The organism is Rhodobacter sp. NSM (assembly GCF_052244495.1).
Taxonomy (GTDB): domain Bacteria; phylum Pseudomonadota; class Alphaproteobacteria; order Rhodobacterales; family Rhodobacteraceae; genus Cereibacter_A.
Map to the genome: position 1 here is coordinate 294138 of NZ_JBQPXH010000001.1, position 22258 is coordinate 316395.

A 22258-nucleotide genomic window follows, 5' to 3' on the forward strand; every position below is an offset into this window, starting at 1 on the left:
CAGGTGCGGCGCGTGGTCGGGGTGGCTGGGTGCCCCGTCAGTCGCGGCCGCGGTAGGGCTCCACATATTGCAGCGCCATGTCCCACGGAAAGAAGATCCAGGTGTCCTGGCTCACCTCGGTGATGTAGGTGTCGACCATCGGCCGGCCCGAGGGCTTGGCGTAGACCGTGGCGAAATGGGCCCGCGGATAGAGGGTGCGCACCAGCTCCAGCGTCTTGCCCGAGTCCACGAGGTCGTCGACGATCAGGATGCCGTGGCCGTCGCCCATCAGATCGGCCTGCGGGGCCTTGATGACCCTGGGCGGCTGCTGCTCCTGCCAGTTGTAACTTTTCACGCTGATCGTATCGACCGTGCGGATGTCGAGTTCGCGGCTTACGATCATGGCCGGCACGAGGCCGCCGCGGGTGATGCCCACGACGGCGCGCCACGAGCCGTTGTCGGGGCCCTGTCCGTCCAGCCGCCAGGCGAGCGCCCGGCCGTCGCGGTGGATCTGGTCCCAGCTGACGTGGAATCCCTTTTCGTGGGGAAGGCGCTCTTTCATAAGGGTCTCCTAGAACGCGGCGAGCTTCACACCGAGCAGGGCCAGCAGGCCGCCGAAGCTGCGGTCGATGACGGATTTGAGGCTGATATATCCGCTGCGCGCCCGTTCAAAGGAGAAAACGCGCGCCACGAAGGTGTTCCAGAGGAACTCGTTCAGGAAGACCGCGACGAGCAGCAGGCCCACCGCAAGGGGCGTCGCATCCGGCGGAACCGTGCCGATGAAGATCGCCGAGAAGAACACGGCGGGCTTGGGGTTGGAAAGCTGGGTGAGCAGGCCGAGCCGGAAGGCGGAGGCGGCGCTGCGCGGCGGGCGCGCGCCCAGGGCCGTGTCGAAGGGCCGGTCGGCCTCGCGCCACATGAGGATCGCCATCCGGATCAGGTAGATGGCTCCCGCGATCTTGAGGCCCCAGAGCACAGAAGGCGCGATCTGGAACAGGAGCGCCAGCCCGAAGAGTGCGCCCGAGGCCCAGACCAGCGCGCCGAGGCCCAGCCCCAGCGAGAGGATCGTGCCGGTGCGCAGCCCCTCGATCATGCCGGTGCGCGCCGCCATCAGCACCGCGGGGCCGGGACTGATCGCCGCCATCAGATGCAGCAGCCAGGCTGCCGCGAAGGCGGCGAGGGTCATGTCAGGGATCCTTGCGACCGGTCACCGCGTCGATGTCGGGCGCGTCCACGGCCTTCATGCCGACGACGTGGTAGCCCGCATCCACATGCAGCACCTCGCCCGTTGTGCCCGAGCCCAGATCCGACAGCAGGTAGAGCGCGGCCTTGCCGACCTCTTCCTGCGTCACGTTCCGCCGCAGGGGAGAGTTCAGCTCGTTCCACTTCATGATGTAGCGGAAGTCGCCGATCCCGCTTGCGGCCAGCGTCTTGATGGGGCCGGCCGAGATCGCGTTGACGCGGATGCCGTCCTTGCCCAGATCCTCGGCGATGTATTGCACCGAGGTCTCGAGCGCGGCCTTGGCGATGCCCATCACGTTGTAGTGCGGCATCACCTTCTCGGCGCCGTAGTAGGTCAGCGTGAGAAGGCTGCCCCCCTCGGGCATCATCGCGCAGGCGCGCTGGCAGACGGCCGTGAAGGAATAGACCGAGATGTCCATCGTCATGCGGAAGTTGGCGGGCGTCGTGTCGACGTAGCGCCCGCGCAGCTCGGACTTGTCCGAGAAGCCGATGGCGTGCACGACGAAGTCGATCGTGCCCCACACGTCCTTCAGCCGGGCGAAGAGCCGGTCGAGCGAGCCTTCGTCGGCGACGTCGCATTCCACGAGCTCGGTCGCTCCGATCGAGGCCGCAAGGGGCTCGACGCGCTTCTTCAGCGCCTCGCCCTGGTAGGAGAAGGCCATCTGCGCGCCCTGCTCGGCGCAGCACTTCGCGATTCCCCAGGCGATGGACTTGTCGTTTGCCAGCCCCATGATGAGCCCACGCTTGCCTGCCAGCAGTCCGTTCGCCATCGGGATTTCCCTCGTCATGTTCTTCAGTGGTTTTCGCGAGGTGTAGGCCATCGGAGAAGTTGCATCAAGTGCGGCAGGATGAGGCGGATATTGCCGGGGGCGGCCCTCCGCTCTAGGGTCGGTCGGCTCAACAGGGGAAGACGCATGGACAGGACGGGCATCTTCGCGGGGGACGATCCCTTCGCCATCGCCAGAAGCTGGCTGGCCGAGGCCGAGCCGCAGGAGCCGAACGACCCGAATGCCATCGCCCTCGCCACGGTCGATGCCTCGGGCCTGCCCAATGTGCGGATGGTGCTGCTGAAGGAGATCGAGCCTGCGGCCTTCGTCTTCTACACGAACTACGGCTCGCAGAAGGCCGTCGAGATCGAGGCCTCCGGCAAGGCGGCCTTCGTGCTGCACTGGAAGTCCCTGCGGCGGCAGATCCGCGTCCGGGGTCTAGTCACCCGCGAGGAGGGAGCGCAGGCCGACGCCTACTACGCCTCGCGCTCTCTCAAGAGCCGGCTGGGGGCCTGGGCATCGCAGCAAAGTCGGCCACTTGGCTCCCGGGCGAGCCTCATGGCCGAGGTGGCGAAGGTGACGGCACGGTTCGGAACAAACCCTCCGCGGCCCGCGTTCTGGGGAGGTTTCAGGATCACGCCGCTGGAGATCGAGTTCTGGGCCGACGGTGCATTCCGCCTGCACGACCGCTTCCGCTGGCGCAGGAATGATCCCGCGGACGCCTGGCAGATCGAGCGGCTGAACCCGTGAATTTCGCGCTTCGCGAATGAAAGGTTCGTATGTGAGTGATAATTTACTCTTGAATCCGCCGGAGGATTGACGGCACTAGTTTCAATCTACGGGCTCATCTGGGGACAGCTCTGGAATGGTGGAAGACGAAAAGGCCCTGCAGGTGGTGCATGGCCGTGTGAAATGGTTCGATCCTGCGAAGGGCTTCGGGTTCATCGTGACCGAGGAGAACGGTTCCGACATCCTTTTGCACGCCAATGTCCTGCGGAACTACGGCCAGAGCTCGGTCGCGGACGGCGCGGGCATTACGGTCAGGGTCCAGAGCACACAGCGGGGCGTTCAGGCGGTCGAGGTCATGGAGATCGAGCCGCCGGCCGGCACGACCTTCCACCTGAGCGAGGACAGCGAGGCCACCACGCCGGAGGAAATCGCCTCCCGGCCGCTCGAGCCGGGGCGGGTGAAGTGGTTCGACAAGGGCAAGGGCTTCGGCTTCGCCAATGTGTTCGGCCGGCCCGAGGATGTGTTCATCCATGTCGAGGTCCTGCGCATGTCGGGCTTTGCCGATCTTGCCGCGGGCGAAGCGGTGGCGTTGCGCATCATCGAGGGACGGCGCGGGCGCATGGCTGTGCAGGTGGTTTCATGGGAAGCAGCGGCGCGTCAGCATCAGCAACCGGTCTGAGGGCCGCCGCCCTCGCGCTGGCCTTGGTTCCGGGCGCCGCCCGGGCCGCCTGTCAGCCTGATTCCGTGGACCTGCGGACAGCGGCGGGCTCCACCATCCGCTTCTCGGTCGAGATCGCGGATACGGCCGCCGAGCGGTCGCGCGGCCTCATGGAGCGCGAGAGCCTTCCGCGGTCGTCGGGCATGTTGTTCCTGTTCGAGGCTCCGCATGCCGCGAGCTTCTGGATGCGCAACACGCTGATCCCTCTGGACATGATTTTCGCAGGGCCGGACGGCACGGTGAAGACGGTCCATTCGAACGCGATCCCCGGGGATCTGACCCCCATCAAGGGCGGCGATGGCATCCAGAGCGTGCTCGAAATCAACGGCGGCCTCGCCCGTGCCCTGGGAATCGGACCGGGCACGGTTCTGAGGCACCCGGGCCTTGCTCAGGACAAGGCGGCCTGGCCCTGCGAGTGACCGGCGCCCTTCGGCGCGGGCTGGTCTCCCTTCCGGGCCATCTTTCGTGCGATGAAAATCGTGCAGGAGCGACATGCAGCAACGCGCAGGAGCACCGGGCTCTTCCTCCGGCCTCCGACAGGTTGAGAGCCGCCCGATCCGGCATCCGCATCCCCGGCCTGGTACGCCCAGCGCGGCTCTTTCCAATCCGTCGGCAAGCTTGTAGGAAGGCGCGGACGGAGTGTAGCGCAGCCTGGTAGCGCGCCTGCTTTGGGAGCAGGATGTCGGGGGTTCGAATCCCTCCACTCCGACCATTGATCAGCGGATCGTTTGCCGTCTGCGCGCGCTGGCAGCGGCCCTTTGCGGCAGGATCACGCCGAAACACGTCTCCGTCATTTGACTGCAGGCGCCTCCGGACGCAGTTTCCTCCATCTATCGGCGTAAGGATGAGCGATGAACCTGCTGCTTCACATCGGCACCGTCACGGGTCTGGCCGCACTCTTTGCGGTGATGGTGCCCGCCCGCTCGCTGGACGAGGTGATGCTGCCCCTGATCCCCGTGCTGCCGGTGGTGGCCGCGGTGCTGGTGCTGCGGGCCGGCACGCCGATGCCCGATGCCGGCTGGGAGCGGATCGACCCCGTGCGGCGCCATCGCTTCACGCGTCGACTGGTCGAGCGGACGCTGGCCTACCGGCGCGCGGTGTTCATCCTCTCGGGCAGTTTCCTTGCGCTTGCGGCGATGTTCGCCGTGGGCAAGGGCGGCGTGCTGGACGGCCTGCTGACGCCGTTGCAGGAGCAGTCCGTCGCGGCGGTCGTAGGGGGGCTACTCGGTCTCTGCGGAAGCTGCCTGCCGGAATTGCTCCGGCGCGAATGCGCGGTGGCGGATGTCCAGAAACGGCTTCTCGACGAGCTGCCGGTCTTCCGCACGTCGCGGCCGAGCGCGCAGGTGATCCGACTGTTCCCGTCGGCCGAAGCCTGAGGACCGGTCTGTCGCATGCCGGGCCTGCTGTGGCCGTCTCGTCGGTCGCGGTATCCGGCATCGACCGGGCGCGTGGGAGCCATGCCCTGGGTGATCATCCACTCGGGAACAGTTTCCCGGATGTCCCTCGGATTGCAGCCTTCGGAGGTCTTGGCGTCGAGCAGCTGCCACCGCAGATCCTCCGGAAGGTGGGATCGTGCCTTGTGGGCCCGCGGGGTCTGGTGCGCCGGCATGGGGACCTTCTCCGAGCGGGCTCTGCGATGCCACCGCGCGCAGAAGAAATTCCCGATCCGACAATGCTCTGACATGTGTTTTCCGCGCCAAGTGCTTGTCCTCGCAGGGTGGGGGGCGCATATCTTCGGAAAAGGTCACTCTTGCAGGATCCCATGACCTTCCGTTTCGACAACAGCTATGCCCGAGACCTCGAGGGCTTCTACGTGGACTGGCAGGCGGCGCCGGCGCCCGCTCCGCATCTTCTGCGACTGAATCGCGGGCTTGCGGAGGAGCTTGGCCTCGACCCGGACCTTCTCACCCGCGAGGGGGCGGGATATTTCTCGGGCACGACGCTGCCCGAGGGGGCGCATCCGCTCGCGCAGGCCTATGCCGGGCACCAGTTCGGCGGCTTCTCTCCGCAGCTCGGGGACGGGCGGGCCTTGCTCATCGGCGAGGTGACGGATCGCGCAGGCCGGCGGCGCGACCTGCAACTCAAGGGGTCGGGCCGGACACCTTTCTCGAGAGGGGCGGACGGAAAGGCGGCGCTGGGGCCGGTGCTGCGGGAGTACCTGCTCGGCGAGGCGATGCATGGGCTGGGCATCCCGACGACTCGGGCGCTTGCCGCCGTCCTCACCGGTGAACCGGTGCTGCGTCAGGAGGGGCCGCTGCCGGGGGCAGTGCTGACCCGCGTGGCGTCCAGCCATATCCGCGTCGGCACCTTCCAGTTCTTCGCGGCGCGCAGCGACGTGAACCGGGTGCGGCAGCTGGCCGACTATGCCATCGCCCGCCATTATCCCGACCTCGCCTCTGCGCCCGAGCCTTACCTCGCCTTCTACGAGGCGGTGGTCGACGCGCAGGCCCGGCTCGTTGCACGCTGGATGCTGGTGGGCTTCATCCACGGGGTGATGAACACGGACAACATGGCGATCTCCGGCGAGACGATCGACTACGGACCTTGCGCTTTCATGGAGGGTTACGATCCGGCCACGGTCTTCTCGTCGATCGACTTGCAGGGCCGTTACGCCTATGCCAACCAGCCTCACATCCTCGCCTGGAACCTCGCGCGGCTGGGGGAGGCACTGCTGCCGCTCTTCGACACCGACGCGCAGCGGGGGGCCGCGAAGGCGACCGAGGTGCTGGAGTCCACGGGACCGCGGTACCGGCGTCACTGGCTCGCGGGGATGCGCGACAAGCTGGGCCTCGCGGGCGAGGACAAGGGGGACGCGGCTCTGGCCGAGGATCTCCTCTTGGCGATGCAGGGCCAGCGGGCGGACTGGACGTTGACCTTCCGGCGGCTTGTCGGCGCTGTCGATGACGAGAGCGCCCCGGCGCCGCTCTTCCGGAATCCGGCCGCGCTTGAAGCCTGGCTGCCGCGGTGGCGCGCGCGGCTTGCTCCGGATGCCGCGGCGCGGATGCGCAGGGCCAATCCTCTCTACATCGCGCGCAACCATCGGGTCGAGGAAGCCCTGGCCGCTGCGCATTCCGGCGATCTCGCCCCCTTCGACCGCATGCTCGAGGCGCTGGCCGATCCCTTTACCGAGCGGCCGGGCTTCGAGGATCTTGCCACGCCGGCGCCCGAGGGGTTCGACGAAAGCTACCGCACGTTCTGCGGGACGTGAGGCGCGCGGCGTCTTAGGGTCGGGCCAGATGCGGGGAGAGATCGGATGACGGGACGCGAGGCATTCCTTGCCGGGCTGGGCGAGGTGCTCAGGGAGATCGAGGCCGAGGGGCTCACGAAGCGCGAGCGGCCGATCCTCTCGCCGCAGCGGGCGCATGTCGAGGTGGCGGGGCGCGACCTGCTGAACCTCTGCGCGAACAACTATCTGGGCCTTGCCGATCATCCGGCGCTGATCGAGGCCGCCAAGCGCGGGATGGACGAGCACGGCTACGGCATGGCCTCGGTGCGCTTCATCTGCGGCACGCAGGACATCCATCGCGACCTCGAGGGACGGATCGCACGCTTCCTCGGGATGGAGGATGCCATCCTCTTCGCCGCCTGCTTCGACGCGAACGGCGGCCTCTTCGAGCCGCTGCTCGGGCCGGAGGACGCGGTGGTCTCGGATGCGCTGAACCACGCCAGCATCATCGACGGCATCCGCCTCTGCAAGGCGCGCCGCTATCGCTACGCCAATTCCGACATGGAGGATCTGCGCGCGCAGCTCGCGCAGGCACGGGAAGACGGGGCGCGCCATATCCTGATCGCGACCGATGGCGTCTTCTCGATGGACGGCTATCTTGCGCGGCTGCCCGAGGTCGTGGCGCTGGCCGAGGAATTCGGTGCGCTCGTGATGGTCGACGACTGCCATGCGACGGGCTTCATGGGGCCGAAGGGGCAGGGGACGCCCGCTCATCACGGGGTGAAGGTGGACATCCTGACCGGCACGCTTGGCAAGGCGCTCGGTGGCGCACTTGGCGGCTATGTGGCAGGCCCGCAGCCGGTGATCGACCTCCTGAGGCAGCGGGCGCGGCCCTATCTCTTCTCGAACGCGCTTCCGCCTGCGGTGGTGGCGGCCGGTCTCGCCGCGCTCGATCTGGTCGAGGCGGCCGACGACCTGCGCGCGGCGCTTTTCGAGAACACGGCCTTCTGGCGCGCGGGCCTGACCGAGGCGGGCTTCCGGCTGCTGCCGGGCGAGCATCCGATCGTGCCGGTCATGCTCGGCGAGGCGCGCCTCGCGCAGGAGATGGCGTCGGCACTCTACGAGCGCGGGGTCTACGTCTCGGGCTTCTTCTTCCCGGTCGTGCCGCGCGGGCAGGCGCGCATCCGCACCCAGATGAATGCGGCACTGACGCGGGAGGATCTGGAATTCGCGCTCGCGGCGTTCCGCGAGGCAGGCAAGGCGGTGGGAGCGATCTGATGCGTGCGCTGGTAAAGGCGAAGGCGGAGCCCGGGCTCTGGATGGAAGAGCGTCCGGTGCCCGAGATCGGGCCGGACGAGGTGCTGATCCGCGTCCACAAGACCGGGATCTGCGGCACCGACGTCCATATCTGGAACTGGGACGAGTGGGCGTCGCGGACGGTGCCCGTGCCGCTGGTCACGGGCCACGAATTCGCGGGCGAGATCGTCGAGATCGGCCGCGACGTCGAGGATCTGAAGGTGGGCCAGCGCTGTTCGGGCGAGGGCCATCTGATCGGGCATCATTCGCGGCAGGTGCGGGCCGGGCGCTTCCACCTCGATCCCGAGACGCGGGGCATCGGCGTCAACGTGCCAGGCGCCTTCGCCGAGTTCCTGCGGCTTCCGGCCTTCAACGTGGTGCCGCTGCCCGACGCCATCGACGACGAGGTGGGTGCGATCCTCGACCCGCTGGGCAACGCCGTCCACACGGCGCTGAGCTTCGATCTGGTGGGTGAGGACGTCCTGATCACCGGCGCGGGCCCCATCGGCATCATGGCCGCCGCTGTCGCGCGGCACGTGGGCGCGCGCCACGTGGTGATCACGGATGTGAATGCCGCCCGGCTGAAGCTTGCGTCGGAGGTGGCCGACGTGGAGACCGTCAACGTCTCCTCCGAGGATCTTCGCGAGGTGATGGCGCGGCTGCGGATCGTGCAGGGTTTCGACGTGGGCATGGAGATGTCGGGCGCGCCGGCGGGCTTTGATCAGATGGTGGAAGCGATGGTGATGGGCGGGCGCATCGCCATGCTCGGCATTCCGCCGGGCCGCAGCCCCGTCGACTGGAGCCGCATCGTCTTCAAGGCGCTGACGATCAAGGGCGTCTACGGCCGCGAGATCTTCGAAACCTGGTACAAGATGATCGCGATGCTCGAGAATGGCCTCGACATCCGTCGGGTCATCACCCACCGCTTTCCGGTCGCGGACTTTGCGGAGGGCTTTGCTGCGATGCGGGCGGGGTCGTCCGGCAAGGTCGTGCTGGACTGGACCTGACGGTCTCGCGACCGGCAGGCAGCGCCTCGCGACGGTTTCCCTGCGGGGATCGTGGGCCTTGTGGCACCTGACGGAAGAAGGGCGGGGCTGCCCGAAGAACAAAACGGCGGCGTGTCCGCCGCCGTCTTCGGGTTCCGCATGGAGTCTCGCCTCGTCAGAAGATCAGGGCGAGGATCCCGATGATGACGAGCAGGCCGACGATGAAGATGAAGCCGACGGTTCCGCCGATGAACTTGAGCATGGCATTCTCCCTTTGCTTGGCGGGTCAACCGGAGAGCGGCGGCTCTGTTCCCGCGCGCGGCCGGACTGCCTTCAGGATCATCCCGCTGCGCGGCTGCGCGGGCAGCCGGTTCAGGCGCACACCAAGATCCTGCGGCGGCACCTCGTACTCGGTCTCGCAGCAGAGCAGGCGGATCGCTTCCTTCATCAGCTCGACCGTGATCATCTCTCCGGGGCACCGATGGGTGAGGGCCACCTCGCCTCCGCCCTGCGGAATGAAGCAGTCATCCTGACCCGACCAGCTGAGCATCCGCTCGGCGCGGAAGCGGCTCGGGTCCGGGAAGTTCCGCGCGTCGTGGGTCGTGCCGTAGAGATCGAGCAGCAGCCACTGATCCGCCGGGAATTCATACCCTTCCCAGCGGATCGGACGGGTGGTGACCGCCGCCGTGAAGGGGAAGAACGGCGAGATGCGGCGCACCTCCTCGGCGAAGTCGCCCGCCAGTTCGAGGTTGCCGGAGCGGAAGAGTTCGCGCCAGTTCGTCTCGCGGTGCAGCGCGAGGGCAGCGAAGGTGATGTAGCGGCCGACCGCGACAACGGGACGGAGCACGTTCAACAGCTCCACCGCCGCGACGGAGGGATCCAGCAGCTTCCCGTCCGGTTCGCGGTGGAAGGCGATCGCATGCAGCGCGGTCGCGGAGTCCGGCACGACCTCGCCTCCGCGCAACTGCTCCACGAGCCGACGCAGGCGTTTTTCGGTTCCCGACCGCCTCATCTGGGCCAGCCAGTTGCGCGGACCGATGCTGCCAGCCTTGTCGATCATCTCGAAGATCTCGTCCGCGATCCGGTCCTCGGGCTCGTTCCGGACGCCCGCCCAGCGACAGGCGGCACGCGTGAGAACATGGGCCACTTCCTGCTGAAGGACGATGCGGTCCTCGTGTTCCCAGGCGGTCAGGCTTTCGCGCCATTCGCGACGAAACTCTTCCACCAGCGCCTTCACCCGCGCCTCGTCCATGCAGATGTCGAGAAACATGGCCTTGCGCTGCCGATGCGCCTCACCTTCCAGCTGTTGGACCGACCCCTTGTCCTGAAGCAGGTGCAGCACGGTGCTGGGCATTGCGCCCACGCGCGTCAGGCCTTCGGCACCATAGAGAAGCCGCCCCGCAGATGCGCCGCGGAGGCAAACGACCTCGCGCAGGCGAAGCCGGGTTGCCACGACATCGCTGCCCATCTGGTCGCAGAGGTTCGAGACGAACCGGTAGCCCTCGCTCAGCAGCGCCATCGAGGCGTCGATCCGGCTGTCGCGCGGGATCTCGCGCCCCTCGGCCGGATAGTCCGGCGCCGTCCCGATTTCGCGGGTATCGCCTGTTGCCATGATTGTCCCCTGAGGCCCCGATCCCGACAACGAACGGAGGTTCCCTACGTCTTCCGGGTCAGCCGTGAGAAGCCGGCCCCGCAAGGAGGCCGGCTTCCGATCAGTCCTGTTATCCAGACCGGCGTGGCCGATCGAGGGGCTTCAATAGTTGGCGGGCGGATCGCTCGCCGGGAAGGATTCATCCGCCTGTTCGTCCACCCGATCCCAGCTGCGCGGCGGATCGCGCATCGCATCCGGACCTGCCGGCCGGACGTCGGGATAGGAGGCATTGCGGCGGCTGTTCATCAGGTGCCGCACCGCAAGAGCCCCGAAGGCGCCGAGAACCACGGCGGAGGTGAGCACGAAGGTCGAACTCCGGCCATTCGTCGCATAAGCCATTGTCGAATCTCCTCTTCCACGCCCATGAGGGCTGTTACGGAGAAAACGTCTGCGCGAGAGGAGGGTTCCCGCCCAGCGTCTTCTCGCGCGGCCAGTAGCGCAGGTCCCGACACGCCTTCACGAAGCCGTCGACGCCATCCGAATCCTTCAGAGCAAGCCACCCCTCGTCCATCTTGGACTCCAGCGCACAGGCCTCGATCAGCGGCTCCGCGCCCTGATGGGCGATGAACTTGCAGTGAGCGTGGGCGTCGGTCAGGAAGTCCTTCGCCGCGGGATTGGATGCGAGCGAGGCCGCCTCTTTCCCCGGCAGCAATACTACCGCATCGAAGAGCACGGAGGGGCCGCCGCCGAGCTTCTCGTCGGCAGCCTGCGCCTCGCCGCTCGTGTCGCGCACACCGCCGACGCGGGGCGCCACAAGCTTCATCATCGCGCCTTCCGCGGCGAGGACCGAACGCAACTCGGCGAGCAGTGAGGCGTCGGCCCCGTCGCCCACGAGCACGCCCACGGTCCGGCCGGAAAAGCTCGGCGGCGGGTTCTTCAGGATGCTCAGCGCGTCGGACGGGGGCAGGTCGGTGCGCGTGGGCCGGGCCGCGGGGGCAGGCTCCGGCATGTCCGGCAGGCCCAGACCCATGGCCACCGCCTCGGCCAGACCCTCGTCGATGTTGCGCAGATGGGCCACGATCCGGGCACGGACGTCGACCTCCTGGCATTTCGAGAGCTCGAAGACGAGCGCGTCGCGGATGTGACCCTGTTCGACCGGCGTCTGGCTCAGGAAGAACTGCCGCGCCTGGCTGTAGTGGTCGGCAAAGCTCTCCGGCCGCAGCCGGCGCTTCTCGCCCTCCTCGCGGACGGCATAGCTCACATATCCCTCGAGCGGATGCGCGCGCGGGCCCTTGCCCCAGCCGTTCGGTTCGTAGTTGACGCGCCCCTTGCGGTTGGCCGTCTGCATGTGGCCGTCCTGCTGGAAGTTGTGGACGGGGCAGCCGCGGGGCGCATTGACGGGCAGCTTGGTGAAGTTGGGGCTGCCCAGCCGCTTCAGCTGCGTGTCGAGATACGAGAAGTTGCGCCCCTGCAGCAACGGATCGTTGGTGAAGTCGATGCCGGGGATGACGTTCTGGGTGCAGAAGGCCACCTGTTCCGTCTCGGCGAAGAAGTTGTCCACCGCGCGGTCGAGCGTCAGCGTGCCGACGATGGTGAGCGGAACGAGTTCCTCGGGCACGATCTTCGTCGGATCCATGACGTCGAAGTCGAACCTGTCCGCGAAGTCCTCGTCGAAGATCTGCAGGCCGAGTTCCCATTCCGGGAAATCGCCCATCGAGATCGCGTCCCACAGGTCGCGCCGGTGACGGTCGGGATCCGCGCCGTTGATCTTCAACGCCTCGTCCCAGAGCACCGACTGCAGGCCCAGCTTCGGTTTCCAGTGGAACTTCACGAAGCTCGAGCGGCCCTCGGCGTTCACGAAGCGGAAGGTGTGGACACCGAAGCCGTCCATGAAGCGGAAGCTGCGGGGGATGGTCCGGTCCGACATCTGCCACATGACCATGTGCATCGATTCCGGTGTGAGCGAGATGAAGTCCCAGAAATTGTCATGCGCCGACTGCGCCTGAGGGAAGCCCCGGTCCGGCTCGGGCTTCACCGAATGGATCAGGTCGGGAAACTTGATCGCGTCCTGGATGAAGAAGACAGGGATGTTGTTGCCGACGAGATCCCAGTTTCCCTCGTCGGTGTAGAACTTGACGGCGAAGCCCCGGACGTCGCGCGCAAGGTCGGGAGAGCCCTTCGACCCCGCCACCGTCGAGAACCGGACGAAGGTCTCGGTGATCTTTCCCTCTTTCTGGAATGGCGCGGCCCGCGTGATCTCGGGGATCGCCTTCGTGCATTCGAAGAGGCCATGAGCGCCGAAGCCCCGAGCGTGAACCACCCGCTCCGGAATACGCTCGTGGTCGAAATGGAAGATTTTTTCGCGCAGAACGAAGTCTTCCAGCGCAGTCGGGCCGGGGGCGCCGACACGAAGCGAGTTCTGGTTGTCCGAGATGGTGACGCCCTGCGCCGTCGTCAGCCGCTCGTCGCCGTCCGCGGCATGCTGATGGAACTCGCCGCCGGCACCATAGTCCGACACGAGGTTTTCGAAGCTGCCGGGACGGGCTGCAGGCTTGTCATTGGCCATCTGGCTCTCCTTGATGACGGGGAGTGGTATGCGCTGCTCTGATCTGCGGATCCGTGCGCGATCCGGAACAGGGTCACGCGCTGGGCGGAAGATGCTCCCGCCGAAGCTGGTTCTCTCAACAGGAAGCAGGCGCGACGCCGCGCCTGCTGAGTGCCTGTTCGGTTCAACCAAAGCCGGGGTCTTCAGGCCCGGCGACGGCTGCTGAACACTGTCAATTCGACAGATCGTGCGGCCGCCCGCCAAGTCTTCGCACCCTCGGCGGCCCTCGCCGGACGGTGGTCCTTGTGGAGCCGTCCGGCACGGGTGTCATTGCGACTGGAACGAGGTGACGAACGAGCAGGCCTGATTCCAGACGGAAGCATCTCCGGGAGACGCAGGGGCATCCGAGGCGTTGGTGGTATCCTCCCGCACCGGCGCCGGAGAGTCCGCGCCGCCGATGTCCTCCGAGGAGCCAGCCTCTTCCGTGTCAGGGGTCACCGCGCCGCCGATCCCGCCGGAAGACGCTCCACCCATCGAGCCTGCGTCCATCAGGAAGGCCTGGCAGTCACGCTTTGCCCGTTCCTTCGCCTGGGGATCGAGGGCGGCCCAACGCTCCTCCATCTCGCCGGTCGGCCGGAGCGAGGTCATGGCTTCGTCCACGAAGAACACTTCGCGCACCTCATCCGACCAGGTCTGCGCGCTGATATCCTGAATGCTGCCGGTGCCCGTCTCCGGCGCCACGGGTCGCGTCGGATCGGAGGCGGCCGCGTCACTCTGTGCCAGCGCCGGCAGGGCGGCCAGCGAGAGGATGCTTGCGGTGATAGCGAGTTTCATCATCGACAGTCTCTCCATTCGTCAAACACAACTGTTGTCCCGCTCGCACGCGGGCTTGTGGTCTGAACCTCAACGAGCGACGAATGTTCCGCTCTCGCGGCACGGAGGACGTGCCGGAAGCGAAGCGTGAGGAAGTGGGTTGGCGGCCAGCATCGAATTCTTTGCCCGGGACGCGGCCTCGGTCGCCTTCGACCTGATCGGCGCGCAGCTGGCCGTGCGCGGCGCGGGCGGCAGGATCGTCGAGACCGAAGCCTATGCGCCGGACGACCCGGCCTCACACAGCCACCGCGGGCCGACGGCACGCAATGCCTCGATGTTCGGGCCGCCGGGCTGCGCCTACATCTACCGTTCCTACGGCATCCACCTCTGCCTGAACGTGGTCTGCGCGCCGGGCCATGCGGTGCTGATCCGCGCACTGGAGCCGACCGAGGGGCTGAACGCGATGGCGGAGCGGCGCGGCACGGCCGAGCCGAGGCTCCTGTGCTCGGGTCCCGGACGGATCGGGCAGGCGCTGGCGCTTGCGCCGGGCGACGATGGAACGCCCTTCGGCAGCGATGGCTTCGACCTCCGGTCGGGCACCGCGCTCTCCGCTGACCGGATCCTCGTCGGAACCCGCATCGGCATCACCCGCGCCACCGACCTTCCCTGGCGCTTCGGCTTGCGTGGATCCGCCTGCCTCAGCCGAAGGTTCTGACGCGGAACAATGCGGGGCGGCCGATCTTGGTGTCAGGAAGGGCGCACCAGCGCCGCAGGAGAAGGAGCACCTCATGAGCGACCAGATACCTCCCGGCCCGAACGATCCGCCGGAACCCGACCCGATGCCCGAGCCGAACCCCTATCCCGACCCCATGCCGGATCCCGACCCGATCCCGCCGGGCGATCCGGACATGCCCAATCCGGGAGAGGAGACGCCGCCGATCTACTCCTGACGCTCGTCGGTCAACGAATGCGAAAAGGGCGGGCCATCAAGGCCCGCCCTTCTCTTGTCGATCCGCCGGATCAGTATCCCTTGCCACCGACCTTGGACGTGGTGGCGCCGGAGGCCTGACCGCCGGCGCTCGAGGAGGCACCGCCGGTCGAGGACGCGCTGCTGCCGCTCCGGCTGTCGTCTCCGTCCTTGCCGTGGAGCGCGGGCTCGACCTGAGCCTTCGCCTCCGAAACCGCCGCATCGGCGACCCGGCCGAACTTTGAAGCCATGGTCTCGCCCTTTTCGGGCACGAGGCCTTCCTCGCGCGCGGCCTCGATGGTAGCGTCATAGGTCTCGCGCGCGGCCTGCATGGCACGTTCGCGCAGGTCCCACGACACTTCCTTGGCCTCGTCCCAGAGGTCGTCGCTCGTCTGGCCCATCCAGCGATCCTCGGTGCGCGTCCGCGGCAGGGCGGCGCCGATCACCGCACCCAGGGCCACAGCCGCGGCTCCGACCAGAAGCGGCTGCTGCTCCATGCCTTGGGCCATGCCGTCGCGCACCTGGTGCGCGCCCTGCGAGGCGCGGTCGCGCAGATGCCCCGCGCGGTCGCGGAACTGGCCGGACCGGGCGACGAGGTCGTCGCGCCAGTGGCCTGCGCGGTCATAGGCATCCTCGCGCATCCGGCCGGCCCGATCGTAGAGGCCGTCGCGCATCTGGCCCGCCCGCTCTCGCGTCCCGCCGAAGGTCTCGCTGACGCGCTCGCCCGCCGAATGGGCCGCGCGGCTGACGCTGTCGGCAGCGTCGCCCACCGCATGCTTCACGCGCGAGGTCATGCTCTCGCTGCGCGGGCGGTAGGCGGTGTCGCCGCCATAGGGCTCGTAGGCACTGCGCCCACGACCGTAGGGGCCGCGGTCATAGCCGTCGCGGTCGTACATGGTCTCCCGGCTGCGGCCCGAACTGCCACCGAAGGCAAGCCAGGCGAGGCCGAGGCCGATGAGACCCAGCGCCACGGGATTGTCGCGGACCTGCCGGCCGGCGGAGTTCATCACGCCGCGCACGTCCTCGACACCCACGAACTGGGCGAGGTCGTCCACCACCTGATTGACCGACATCCGTTCCTTCAGCGCGTCCAGAGTGCTTTCGACGCGCGCACGGTTCTCTTCCACTTCACGTTCGATCTTCTCGGCGTTCATCACATTTGCTCCCGTGCAAGCCGCACGTCGCGGCTGGTCTGTTCGATGGTGCGCTCGGGCACCAGGTTCGCGGCGCTCATGTCGCGGCGCCCGCGTCCAATGAGGATGCCTCCGATCGCGGCGAGGCAGACGCCGACGATGAGGGCGGCCCATGCCGGCCCGACCCAGTGGGCGATCAGCACCACCAGCGCCTGCACCAGCACGAAAAGCGCCACGAGAAGCAGGATCGCTCCCGCGGCGATCAGTTCCGCCCCTACGGCGAAGCTGCGCCCTGCTTCCGCGATCTCGGCCCGGACAAGACGGCTTTCGCTGCGCACCAGTCCGGTCACGTCCTTCACGAGGTCCGACAGGAGGTCGGCGAAGGATCGATCTGCAGTGAGCGGACGCTTAGGAGCTTCCATCTTTCGCCTCCGTTCCCGATGCGCCGGCGGGCTTGGTCGCGCCTAGGCCAGCGGTGCCGGCTGCGGTTCCGGTGGGATAGGCACTGCCGCTGCGGGCTTCAGCCTCGTTCGTGCTCCCCGGCGTGGCAGGCCGCGATCCCGGCATTGCCGCACCGCTGGGCGAGCTGTAGCTGGCAGCGCCGGAGGGATTGCCTTTCGCCGCGGCCGTGCCGCCCACGCCGGTTCCCGACGGAAGATCGTGCGACTTCGCGCCGAGCGGCTCGTGCGAAGCACGCTCATGGGCCGAACTGCCATAGGCGGTGTCGCGCCACGCGTCTGCTCCCATCCGGTCGCCCTCGTCCCAGTCGCCGCGGCGGCGGCGATCGGACGACGACGAGACGAGGAACCGCCCGATCGCGAGGCCGGCGAAGAGAGCGCCTCCCACGAAGAGGGCGGGGTTCTCGCGACCGAACCGCGCGACGGATTGCGTCATGTCCTCCGCGGAGCGATGGCGCATCCGGTCAGCGAAATCGTCGAGCGTGTTGATCGCCTGATGCACCATCCGCGGGGACTGTGGTGTATCTTCGCGCCGGTCGGCCTCTTCGGCGGCCTTGCGCATCGACTCCGCGATCCCGTGGATGCCGTCGCAGAGGTCGCTCTTGCGCCGGTCCACCTCTTCCATGACGAGACGCGAGACGCTGCTGCGGGCGTGCCGCGCCTCGTGACGGGCACGATCAGCGGCGCCGTGAAGCCGGTCGCGCGCGTCGTCCATCTCGTGGCGCGCGGCGTCACGCGCGGTTTCGCTGAGGCCCGGACGGCCGGACGTAGCCGAGGACGTCCCCGAGCCGGTCATGTTCTTGTCGGTCTGCATCCTGATCTCCTCGAGATTGCTGCGGTTGGAACGGCGCAGCAGGGCGCCATGCCGACCTCGTGTCCCGCAGAAACAGGCGGCGCGGGTCATTTGTTCCGGCCTGCCGCCGGACGTCGGCGCCCCGGGGGCGATGGGAACCAAGGCACTCCGCGTCCGGTTGAGGGGCCGACCCATAGCCAAATCAGGAGGGCCGCATGGCCGACAAGAAACTCGCCCAGACCGATCCCAAGGCCGTTCTCTGGAAGGAACTCGAGAAGGCGCATGCCGGGATGCTCGGGGTCGAAGGATCCGGACAGCACATGCAGCCCATGTCTCACCATTGCGATGAAGCCGCAGGCAAGCTCTGGTTTCTGACCAAGCGCAGCACCGACCTGTTCAAGGCGGTGGGGCCGGCCAGCAAGGCGCATTTCTGCGTCATCTCCAAGGATCAGGACTTCCATGCCTGCCTGTCGGGGTCGCTGGTTGCCGAGGGCGACCGGTCCAGGCTCGACGAGATGTGGAATCCGGTCGTCGCGGCGTGGTTCGAGGGCAAGGACGATCCGGACCTCGTGATGTTGTCGCTGAGACTTGGGAGTGCGGCGATCTGGGCCTCGACCAGTTCCTCGGCCCGCTTCGCCTACGAGATCGCAAAGGCCACCATGACGGAGTCCGACCCGGACGTGGGCGTGCACAACGTCGTAGAATTCGCCTGAGGTCGGGCCGCGGCGCGCATGAGCTACCCCCCTGCCGCAATGGGCTTGCGGCAGGCGGCAGATGACGGAAAACGGCTGGGACCGGGCGCCGCCTCCGCGTCATTGTCAGGAGGAGCTTTTTGCGGGAACCTGAGGAACCGGCCTTCGCACGGGTGCGTTTGGAGCCGGAAGAGGAGGGTATAATGGCATATATGTTGGGAATACTGCTGTTCCTGTGCATGCTCGCGGTGTGCTGGTACGGCTTCATGGCCGCGGAACGTCAGGGCGGCCGTCACGCGATGGCGCGGTCGCGCAGCTCCGAGCCCGCACCGTCCCCGTCGCCGCCATCACCGTCTGCGGCATCGTCCGCGTCGGCGCCCTCGGCTGACACGTCGAAGCCGAAGCCGGCCGTCGCGAAATCGTCGGAAAAGCCTGCCGACAGCGTCTGACGCAGACAAGGGCATTGGCCGGGCATCTGCCCCATGTCCGGACAACTCGGAGCGCAGCCTTCCCCCGGAGGCTGCGCTCCGATCCATACGGGAACCCTGATCCTTGCGGGAGTTCTGAACGTCGCGGGAGAGGACCTGGGACCATCCGAAGTCTCGGCGGTGCCAAAGTGGTTGCTTGAACCGCAGCGACTGTCTTCCCTTTCGCGTTCCGCGGTTGGCCATGGCGCGGCGGGCTGCTAGCCTTCAAGTGTGACGAGTGCGAGAGGAACCAAAGTTGGAAGGCAGCAAAGAGGTGCCCAGCGCCGAGGACAGCGGGGCGGTCGAGGCAAGCAATACCGAGAAGACAGTGATGGTGGCGGCGCTCGGGGTGATCGAGCGCGGACTTCTCATCCTCGTCGCGATCCTTACGCTCGCAGCGACAGCAAACGAGATCTGGTCGATCTTCGTGCGCTGGAGCGTCGATCTCGGCGACATCCTGCTGATGTTCCTCTACACCGAGGTCATCGGGATGGTCGCGGTCTTCTACACCGGCAAGGGCTTGCCCTTCGTCTATCCGATCTTCATCGCCATCACCGCGCTTGCCCGACTGATCGTTCTTCAGGGCAAGGACATGGATCCGCAGAACATCGTGCTCGAGGCCTCGGCGATCCTGCTCCTCGCGGTCGCCGCCGTGGTGCTGCTACGACTGGCGCGGCGCTGACGGGAGCCGGACGTTCCGGCATCCGGATGGTCCGAGCCGCCTGCGGTTGGCGGGCGAGAAGGACCGAAGAGGCAGTCCCGTCGCAGGACCGCCCTTGAGCCGAACTCCGGTTAGCTACCGTGTCAGGCGGCGCCGAGGGTCGCCTCGGGGAACATCGCCGCCATGGCCCGTGCATCGGCCGCACAGATGCCACGCTCCGTCACGAGGCCGGTGACCAGCGCCGCCGGCGTCACGTCGAAGGCCGGGTTTCTCGCGCCGGTGCCGTCGGGCGAGATCTGCACGGAGAGGACCGTGCCGTCGGGCGCCTTGCCCTGCACATGGGTCACTTCGCTGCCGGACCGCTCTTCGATCGGGATCTCCTTCACGCCGTCCCGCACCGTCCAGTCGATGGTCGGCGAGGGGAGCGCGACGTAGAAGGGCACGTCGTTCGCCTTCGCGGCCAGCGCCTTCAGGTAGGTCCCGATCTTGTTGCAGACGTCGCCCTGCGCGGTGGTCCGGTCGGTGCCGACGATCACCATGTCCACCTCGCCGTGCTGCATGAGATGCCCGCCGGCATTGTCCACGATGAGGTCGTGGCTCACGCCGTGCGAATTCATCTCCCAGGCGGTCAGCAGGGCGCCCTGGTTCCGGGGCCGGGTCTCGTCCACGAAGACGTGGACGTCGATGCCCTCGTCGATCGCATGGTAGATCGGCGACGTGGCGGTTCCCCAGTCGACGGTGGCGAGCCAGCCCGCATTGCAATGGGTGAGGATGTTCACGCGGCCCTTCTTGCGCGCGGCAATCTCGCGGATGATGCCGAGGCCGTGCTGTCCGATCCGGCGGTTGATCTCCACATCCTCGTCACAGATCTCTGCCGCGCGGCGTGCGGCCGCCGCGGCGCGCTCCGAGGGCGGAAGTGGCGCCAGAAGGCGCTGCATTTCATTCAGTGCCCAGCGCAGGTTGATTGCTGTGGGCCTCGTCTCGTGCAGAACCTGCCAGGTCTCGGCCAACGAGGCATCCGACGGATCCTCCGCCATCTGCACGGCCATGCCCCACGCGGCCGTTGCGCCGATGAGCGGCGCGCCGCGTACCCACATGTCCCGGATCGAGGCGGCGAATTCGGACCGGTTGCGCAGGGGCACGATCCGCAACTCGTGCGGCAGCCAGCGCTGGTCGATGATGCGGACCTCGCCCTCCTCGGTCCAGATCGAGCGGAATGGGGTGCCGTTGATCTTCACGGGATGCCTCCGGTTCAGTCCTGCGTGGAACGTCCGACAGAAGGCCCCGACGCGGTCCCGAGGTCAAGGGACGCCCGCCTGCTTGCGACGATCCGCGCGGTGCCGCGATGTCCCCGTGACCGGGAGCGGCACAGGAGACGAACGGGTCGGCGGATGCAGAACGAGCGATACCCGCCAACCGCGGGAGCCTCAGTTGACCTTTCGCTGAGGCATGAACGGCAGCGGAGCGACGGGCACCCCGTCCTCGAGCAGCCGACGCGCCTCTTCCAGCCGCGCCTCGCCGTAGATCGCACGCTCGGGAGACTCGCCTGCGTGGATCTTCCGCGCCTCGGCGGCGAAGTTCATCCCGACGTATTCCGAATTTTCCTGAACCTGCCGCCGCAGCATCTGCAATGCCTGCTCGAGTTCCGACGCGGGGGTCGCAAGCGGCCGCGCCGGTTCCTCGGGCGGCTGCGCCTTGCGCGTGGGCCGGACGGCCGGCGCCATCAGCACCTTCTCGATCTCGTGCGATCCACAGACGGGGCAGGTGACGCGGCTGGCCTCTGCAAGCGTGTCGAAGGCGGCGGACGACTGGAACCAGCTTTCGAAGCCGTGGTCCGCAGCGCATCTGAGGGAATAGCGGATCATGTTCGCACCGAAGGAGGCCGCGCGGCCGCGGCCATTCATCCTGTCAGGTATGGAGGGATCTTGCGAGGTTCAACGGGCGCCCAGCGGCAATTGGTCCAGAGCCCCGTCTTCGTCCGGATCGAAGCCTGCGAGGATCCCCTGCAACTCCGGCTCGGCCACCTGCCGGGCTGCCTGTTCGGGCGCGAACCACTTCCGCTTGCGCTGTTCGCGCTCGGGGAAGGTGTCCGCCAGCTCCTCGACCTCAAGCGCGAAGACGGCCACCTGACAGGCTATGCTGCCGGAATTCCGGTTGAGCTTCCGATAGGTGAACCGACCCAGCGGACGGGACCCGACCGCGCCTCGGACGCCTGCCTCTTCCCAGGCTTCCTGCGCGGCCGAACCGGCATCATCGAGTCCCGCGATGCGCCCGCCCTTGGGGATGACCCATCGGCCGGTGTCGCGGCTCGTGATGAGAAGGATCTGAACCTGTCCGGCCTCGCGCCGCCAGCAGATGGCGCCGCATTGCGGACGGAAGGTTTCCGCTCCGCCCGCACCGCCCGTGATCAACCTGAAACGCCCGTCGCCCATCTGCCTCTCCTGCCGGGCCTCGAGGCCCGTTTCTCGTGTTATCGGCCTCCCGCCTGCTCTGCCCCGCGAGGCATTGCCAAATCTAACGCATCCTGACGCCAATTGGTTCGAGAATTGTCGCAGCCACATGCAATTCTTTGCAATTGAAAGAGGGAAAAGTGTCGCAAGTTTGACGAAAGCATAGCTTCGCCTATGATCCTTTGGCAGGCGGTTCCGTAGATGAGCCGCTCCGTGCGCCTCCGGAAGGGGCGCCCTCCGCCGGAACCCGCCATGTCTGCCCGTCCGCACCTCGCTCTTGCCTTCCTCCTGATCGCCGCGCCCGCCTTCGCGGCGGGGCCGCCTCCGGTGACGTTCGAGTCAATAGACGGGGGCCGGATCCAGTTCACGCAGTTGCAGAACGAAGGGCCGGTGCTCGTCGTGAACACGGCCTCGCTCTGTGGCTTCACCCCGCAATATGATGATCTTCAGGCCTTGTGGGACCGCTATCGCGACCGCGGGCTGACCGTGCTGGCCGTTCCTTCCGACGATTTTCGGCAGGAACTGGACGACGAGGGCTCCGTGCGCGAGTTCTGCGCCACGAATTTCGATCTGACGATCCCCATGACGGTCATCACCCGGGTGACGGGCGAGGCGGCCCATCCCTTCTACCGCTGGCTTGCCGAGGAGCATGGCGTGGTGCCGCGGTGGAACTTCCACAAGGTGCTGATCGACGGCAACGGTGAGGTGGTGGCAAGCTGGCCGTCGCCGGTGCGGCCGACGGACCCGGCGATCGTCGACCGGATCGAGGCGCTGCTTCCGTGAGGGAAAGCCGGAGCCAGCCGCT

27 protein-coding genes and 1 tRNA gene are annotated in these 22258 nt (G+C 67.4%); 13 read left to right on the top strand and 15 right to left on the bottom strand.

Annotated features, from left to right (window positions below; genetic code table 11):
* Positions 1-37: 37 nt before the first annotated feature.
* Genes gpt through fabI form a run of 3 tightly spaced genes read right to left on the bottom strand, consistent with a single transcriptional unit; the run spans position 38 to position 1991 of the window.
* Positions 38-541, bottom strand: a complete 504-nt coding sequence (gene gpt, locus ACTVZP_RS01360; protein ID WP_443210279.1) for a xanthine phosphoribosyltransferase — start codon at positions 539-541, stop codon at positions 38-40.
* Between the two features lie 9 nt (positions 542-550).
* Complete coding sequence (locus tag ACTVZP_RS01365; RefSeq protein ID WP_443210281.1) at positions 551-1165, bottom strand: LysE family translocator; 615 nt, start codon at positions 1163-1165, stop codon at positions 551-553.
* Between the two features lies 1 nt (position 1166).
* Entirely contained in the window at positions 1167-1991 is an 825-nt protein-coding gene (fabI, locus tag ACTVZP_RS01370) for an enoyl-ACP reductase FabI (protein WP_443210282.1), read from the bottom strand.
* Positions 1992-2135: 144 nt separating this feature from the next.
* Between fabI and pdxH the strand changes: the two genes are divergently transcribed.
* The 8 genes from pdxH (at position 2136) to tdh (ending at position 8904) form a co-directional block, all read left to right on the top strand.
* Positions 2136-2738, top strand: a complete 603-nt coding sequence (gene pdxH / locus ACTVZP_RS01375) for a pyridoxamine 5'-phosphate oxidase (RefSeq protein ID WP_443210283.1) — start codon at positions 2136-2138, stop codon at positions 2736-2738.
* A 115-nt stretch (positions 2739-2853) separates the two neighbouring features.
* Complete coding sequence (locus ACTVZP_RS01380; protein WP_443210284.1) at positions 2854-3396, top strand: cold-shock protein; 543 nt, start codon at positions 2854-2856, stop codon at positions 3394-3396.
* Positions 3357-3854 carry a DUF192 domain-containing protein gene (locus ACTVZP_RS01385; protein WP_443210285.1) on the top strand — a complete coding sequence of 166 codons (498 nt, stop codon included), beginning with the start codon at positions 3357-3359 and terminating at the stop codon, positions 3852-3854. The genes ACTVZP_RS01380 and ACTVZP_RS01385 overlap by 40 nt, the downstream gene beginning before the upstream one ends.
* A gap of 216 nt (positions 3855-4070) precedes the next feature.
* Positions 4071-4147: transfer RNA gene (locus ACTVZP_RS01390), tRNA-Pro, on the top strand.
* 139 nt (positions 4148-4286) lie between these two features.
* Entirely contained in the window at positions 4287-4811 is a 525-nt protein-coding gene (locus ACTVZP_RS01395) for a hypothetical protein (RefSeq protein ID WP_443210286.1), read from the top strand.
* A gap of 386 nt (positions 4812-5197) precedes the next feature.
* Positions 5198-6643: a protein adenylyltransferase SelO gene (locus ACTVZP_RS01400; RefSeq protein ID WP_443210287.1), complete on the top strand. Its 1446-nt coding sequence runs from the start codon at positions 5198-5200 to the stop codon at positions 6641-6643.
* 45 nt (positions 6644-6688) lie between these two features.
* Positions 6689-7879 (top strand): glycine C-acetyltransferase, encoded by a 1191-nt coding sequence (locus ACTVZP_RS01405; protein ID WP_443210288.1) that lies wholly within the window; start codon positions 6689-6691, stop codon positions 7877-7879.
* Positions 7879-8904 (top strand): L-threonine 3-dehydrogenase, encoded by a 1026-nt coding sequence (gene tdh, locus ACTVZP_RS01410; protein ID WP_443210290.1) that lies wholly within the window; start codon positions 7879-7881, stop codon positions 8902-8904. Before ACTVZP_RS01405 ends, tdh begins: the two co-directional genes overlap by 1 nt.
* Positions 8905-9058: 154 nt before the next feature.
* Here the strand turns inward: tdh and ACTVZP_RS01415 are convergent, their stop codons facing one another.
* From ACTVZP_RS01415 to ACTVZP_RS01435, 5 genes are all read right to left on the bottom strand, one after another.
* Positions 9059-9145 (bottom strand): small membrane protein YohP, encoded by an 87-nt coding sequence (locus ACTVZP_RS01415; RefSeq protein ID WP_101340979.1) that lies wholly within the window; start codon positions 9143-9145, stop codon positions 9059-9061.
* Between the two features lie 24 nt (positions 9146-9169).
* Positions 9170-10495 (bottom strand): cytochrome P450, encoded by a 1326-nt coding sequence (locus ACTVZP_RS01420; RefSeq protein WP_443210291.1) that lies wholly within the window; start codon positions 10493-10495, stop codon positions 9170-9172.
* 141 nt (positions 10496-10636) lie between these two features.
* Positions 10637-10873 (bottom strand): hypothetical protein, encoded by a 237-nt coding sequence (locus ACTVZP_RS01425; protein WP_443210292.1) that lies wholly within the window; start codon positions 10871-10873, stop codon positions 10637-10639.
* 34 nt (positions 10874-10907) lie between these two features.
* Positions 10908-13040: a catalase gene (locus tag ACTVZP_RS01430; RefSeq protein WP_443210293.1), complete on the bottom strand. Its 2133-nt coding sequence runs from the start codon at positions 13038-13040 to the stop codon at positions 10908-10910.
* A 306-nt stretch (positions 13041-13346) separates the two neighbouring features.
* A complete protein-coding gene (locus ACTVZP_RS01435) occupies positions 13347-13856 on the bottom strand; it encodes a hypothetical protein (RefSeq protein WP_443210294.1) in 510 nt (169 codons plus the stop codon).
* Between the two features lie 136 nt (positions 13857-13992).
* On the opposite strand from ACTVZP_RS01435, the gene ACTVZP_RS01440 reads away from it, so the two are divergent.
* Together ACTVZP_RS01440 and ACTVZP_RS01445 are read left to right on the top strand one after the other, a co-directional pair.
* A complete protein-coding gene (locus tag ACTVZP_RS01440; RefSeq protein ID WP_443210295.1) occupies positions 13993-14547 on the top strand; it encodes a DNA-3-methyladenine glycosylase in 555 nt (184 codons plus the stop codon).
* Positions 14548-14620: 73 nt separating this feature from the next.
* Complete coding sequence (locus ACTVZP_RS01445; RefSeq protein WP_443210296.1) at positions 14621-14782, top strand: hypothetical protein; 162 nt, start codon at positions 14621-14623, stop codon at positions 14780-14782.
* A gap of 70 nt (positions 14783-14852) precedes the next feature.
* Here ACTVZP_RS01445 and ACTVZP_RS01450 read toward each other — a convergent pair whose 3' ends face one another.
* Genes ACTVZP_RS01450 through ACTVZP_RS01460 form a run of 3 tightly spaced genes read right to left on the bottom strand, consistent with a single transcriptional unit; the run spans position 14853 to position 17204 of the window.
* Positions 14853-15953, bottom strand: a complete 1101-nt coding sequence (locus ACTVZP_RS01450; protein ID WP_443210297.1) for a DUF3618 domain-containing protein — start codon at positions 15951-15953, stop codon at positions 14853-14855.
* Positions 15953-16354, bottom strand: a complete 402-nt coding sequence (locus tag ACTVZP_RS01455) for a phage holin family protein (RefSeq protein WP_443210298.1) — start codon at positions 16352-16354, stop codon at positions 15953-15955. Before ACTVZP_RS01455 ends, ACTVZP_RS01450 begins: the two co-directional genes overlap by 1 nt.
* A complete protein-coding gene (locus ACTVZP_RS01460) occupies positions 16341-17204 on the bottom strand; it encodes a hypothetical protein (protein ID WP_443210299.1) in 864 nt (287 codons plus the stop codon). The genes ACTVZP_RS01455 and ACTVZP_RS01460 overlap by 14 nt, the downstream gene beginning before the upstream one ends.
* 194 nt (positions 17205-17398) lie before the next feature.
* Between ACTVZP_RS01460 and ACTVZP_RS01465 the strand changes: the two genes are divergently transcribed.
* Positions 17399-17896, top strand: a complete 498-nt coding sequence (locus ACTVZP_RS01465) for a pyridoxamine 5'-phosphate oxidase family protein (protein WP_443210300.1) — start codon at positions 17399-17401, stop codon at positions 17894-17896.
* A gap of 271 nt (positions 17897-18167) precedes the next feature.
* Here the strand turns inward: ACTVZP_RS01465 and ACTVZP_RS01470 are convergent, their stop codons facing one another.
* The gene (locus tag ACTVZP_RS01470; RefSeq protein WP_443210301.1) at positions 18168-18359 is read right to left on the bottom strand and encodes a hypothetical protein; all 192 of its coding nucleotides are present in this window, start codon (positions 18357-18359) and stop codon (positions 18168-18170) included.
* A gap of 314 nt (positions 18360-18673) precedes the next feature.
* On the opposite strand from ACTVZP_RS01470, the gene ACTVZP_RS01475 reads away from it, so the two are divergent.
* Positions 18674-19024, top strand: coding sequence for a phosphate-starvation-inducible PsiE family protein (locus tag ACTVZP_RS01475; RefSeq protein WP_443210887.1), 351 nt, complete (start codon positions 18674-18676; stop codon positions 19022-19024).
* Between the two features lie 122 nt (positions 19025-19146).
* On the opposite strand, the gene mtnA is transcribed toward ACTVZP_RS01475, so the two are convergent.
* From mtnA to ACTVZP_RS01490, 3 genes are all read right to left on the bottom strand, one after another.
* On the bottom strand, positions 19147-20241 hold the full coding sequence (gene mtnA / locus ACTVZP_RS01480; RefSeq protein ID WP_443210302.1) for an S-methyl-5-thioribose-1-phosphate isomerase: 1095 nt from the start codon (positions 20239-20241) through the stop codon (positions 19147-19149).
* A 189-nt stretch (positions 20242-20430) separates the two neighbouring features.
* Positions 20431-20868 (bottom strand): DUF1178 family protein, encoded by a 438-nt coding sequence (locus ACTVZP_RS01485; protein WP_443210303.1) that lies wholly within the window; start codon positions 20866-20868, stop codon positions 20431-20433.
* A 69-nt stretch (positions 20869-20937) separates the two neighbouring features.
* The gene (locus ACTVZP_RS01490) at positions 20938-21435 is read right to left on the bottom strand and encodes an NUDIX hydrolase (protein ID WP_443210304.1); all 498 of its coding nucleotides are present in this window, start codon (positions 21433-21435) and stop codon (positions 20938-20940) included.
* A 270-nt stretch (positions 21436-21705) separates the two neighbouring features.
* Between ACTVZP_RS01490 and ACTVZP_RS01495 the strand changes: the two genes are divergently transcribed.
* Complete coding sequence (locus tag ACTVZP_RS01495; protein WP_443210305.1) at positions 21706-22236, top strand: glutathione peroxidase; 531 nt, start codon at positions 21706-21708, stop codon at positions 22234-22236.
* The last annotated feature ends 22 nt before the right edge of the window (positions 22237-22258 follow it).

What these genes read in the sequence shown, in the direction of transcription:
- ACTVZP_RS01395 (WP_443210286.1), top strand. Translation starts at nt 4,287, where the DNA reads ATGAACCTGCTGCTTCACATCGGCACCGTCACGGGTCTGGCCGCACTC.
- ACTVZP_RS01445 (WP_443210296.1), top strand. Translation starts at nt 14,621, where the DNA reads ATGAGCGACCAGATACCTCCCGGCCCGAACGATCCGCCGGAACCCGAC.
- ACTVZP_RS01465 (WP_443210300.1), top strand. Translation starts at nt 17,399, where the DNA reads ATGGCCGACAAGAAACTCGCCCAGACCGATCCCAAGGCCGTTCTCTGG.
- fabI (WP_443210282.1), bottom strand. Translation starts at nt 1,991, where the DNA reads ATGGCGAACGGACTGCTGGCAGGCAAGCGTGGGCTCATCATGGGGCTG.
- tdh (WP_443210290.1), top strand. Translation starts at nt 7,879, where the DNA reads ATGCGTGCGCTGGTAAAGGCGAAGGCGGAGCCCGGGCTCTGGATGGAA.
- ACTVZP_RS01470 (WP_443210301.1), bottom strand. Translation starts at nt 18,359, where the DNA reads ATGGGGCAGATGCCCGGCCAATGCCCTTGTCTGCGTCAGACGCTGTCG.
- ACTVZP_RS01430 (WP_443210293.1), bottom strand. Translation starts at nt 13,040, where the DNA reads ATGGCCAATGACAAGCCTGCAGCCCGTCCCGGCAGCTTCGAAAACCTC.
- ACTVZP_RS01490 (WP_443210304.1), bottom strand. Translation starts at nt 21,435, where the DNA reads ATGGGCGACGGGCGTTTCAGGTTGATCACGGGCGGTGCGGGCGGAGCG.
- ACTVZP_RS01460 (WP_443210299.1), bottom strand. Translation starts at nt 17,204, where the DNA reads ATGCAGACCGACAAGAACATGACCGGCTCGGGGACGTCCTCGGCTACG.
- ACTVZP_RS01425 (WP_443210292.1), bottom strand. Translation starts at nt 10,873, where the DNA reads ATGGCTTATGCGACGAATGGCCGGAGTTCGACCTTCGTGCTCACCTCC.
- ACTVZP_RS01455 (WP_443210298.1), bottom strand. Translation starts at nt 16,354, where the DNA reads ATGGAAGCTCCTAAGCGTCCGCTCACTGCAGATCGATCCTTCGCCGAC.
- ACTVZP_RS01400 (WP_443210287.1), top strand. Translation starts at nt 5,198, where the DNA reads ATGACCTTCCGTTTCGACAACAGCTATGCCCGAGACCTCGAGGGCTTC.
- ACTVZP_RS01405 (WP_443210288.1), top strand. Translation starts at nt 6,689, where the DNA reads ATGACGGGACGCGAGGCATTCCTTGCCGGGCTGGGCGAGGTGCTCAGG.
- ACTVZP_RS01450 (WP_443210297.1), bottom strand. Translation starts at nt 15,953, where the DNA reads ATGAACGCCGAGAAGATCGAACGTGAAGTGGAAGAGAACCGTGCGCGC.
- ACTVZP_RS01420 (WP_443210291.1), bottom strand. Translation starts at nt 10,495, where the DNA reads ATGGCAACAGGCGATACCCGCGAAATCGGGACGGCGCCGGACTATCCG.
- ACTVZP_RS01415 (WP_101340979.1), bottom strand. Translation starts at nt 9,145, where the DNA reads ATGCTCAAGTTCATCGGCGGAACCGTCGGCTTCATCTTCATCGTCGGC.
- ACTVZP_RS01485 (WP_443210303.1), bottom strand. Translation starts at nt 20,868, where the DNA reads ATGATCCGCTATTCCCTCAGATGCGCTGCGGACCACGGCTTCGAAAGC.
- ACTVZP_RS01380 (WP_443210284.1), top strand. Translation starts at nt 2,854, where the DNA reads ATGGTGGAAGACGAAAAGGCCCTGCAGGTGGTGCATGGCCGTGTGAAA.
- ACTVZP_RS01385 (WP_443210285.1), top strand. Translation starts at nt 3,357, where the DNA reads ATGGGAAGCAGCGGCGCGTCAGCATCAGCAACCGGTCTGAGGGCCGCC.
- ACTVZP_RS01495 (WP_443210305.1), top strand. Translation starts at nt 21,706, where the DNA reads ATGTCTGCCCGTCCGCACCTCGCTCTTGCCTTCCTCCTGATCGCCGCG.
- ACTVZP_RS01365 (WP_443210281.1), bottom strand. Translation starts at nt 1,165, where the DNA reads ATGACCCTCGCCGCCTTCGCGGCAGCCTGGCTGCTGCATCTGATGGCG.
- ACTVZP_RS01435 (WP_443210294.1), bottom strand. Translation starts at nt 13,856, where the DNA reads ATGATGAAACTCGCTATCACCGCAAGCATCCTCTCGCTGGCCGCCCTG.
- pdxH (WP_443210283.1), top strand. Translation starts at nt 2,136, where the DNA reads ATGGACAGGACGGGCATCTTCGCGGGGGACGATCCCTTCGCCATCGCC.
- ACTVZP_RS01475 (WP_443210887.1), top strand. Translation starts at nt 18,674, where the DNA reads ATGGTGGCGGCGCTCGGGGTGATCGAGCGCGGACTTCTCATCCTCGTC.
- gpt (WP_443210279.1), bottom strand. Translation starts at nt 541, where the DNA reads ATGAAAGAGCGCCTTCCCCACGAAAAGGGATTCCACGTCAGCTGGGAC.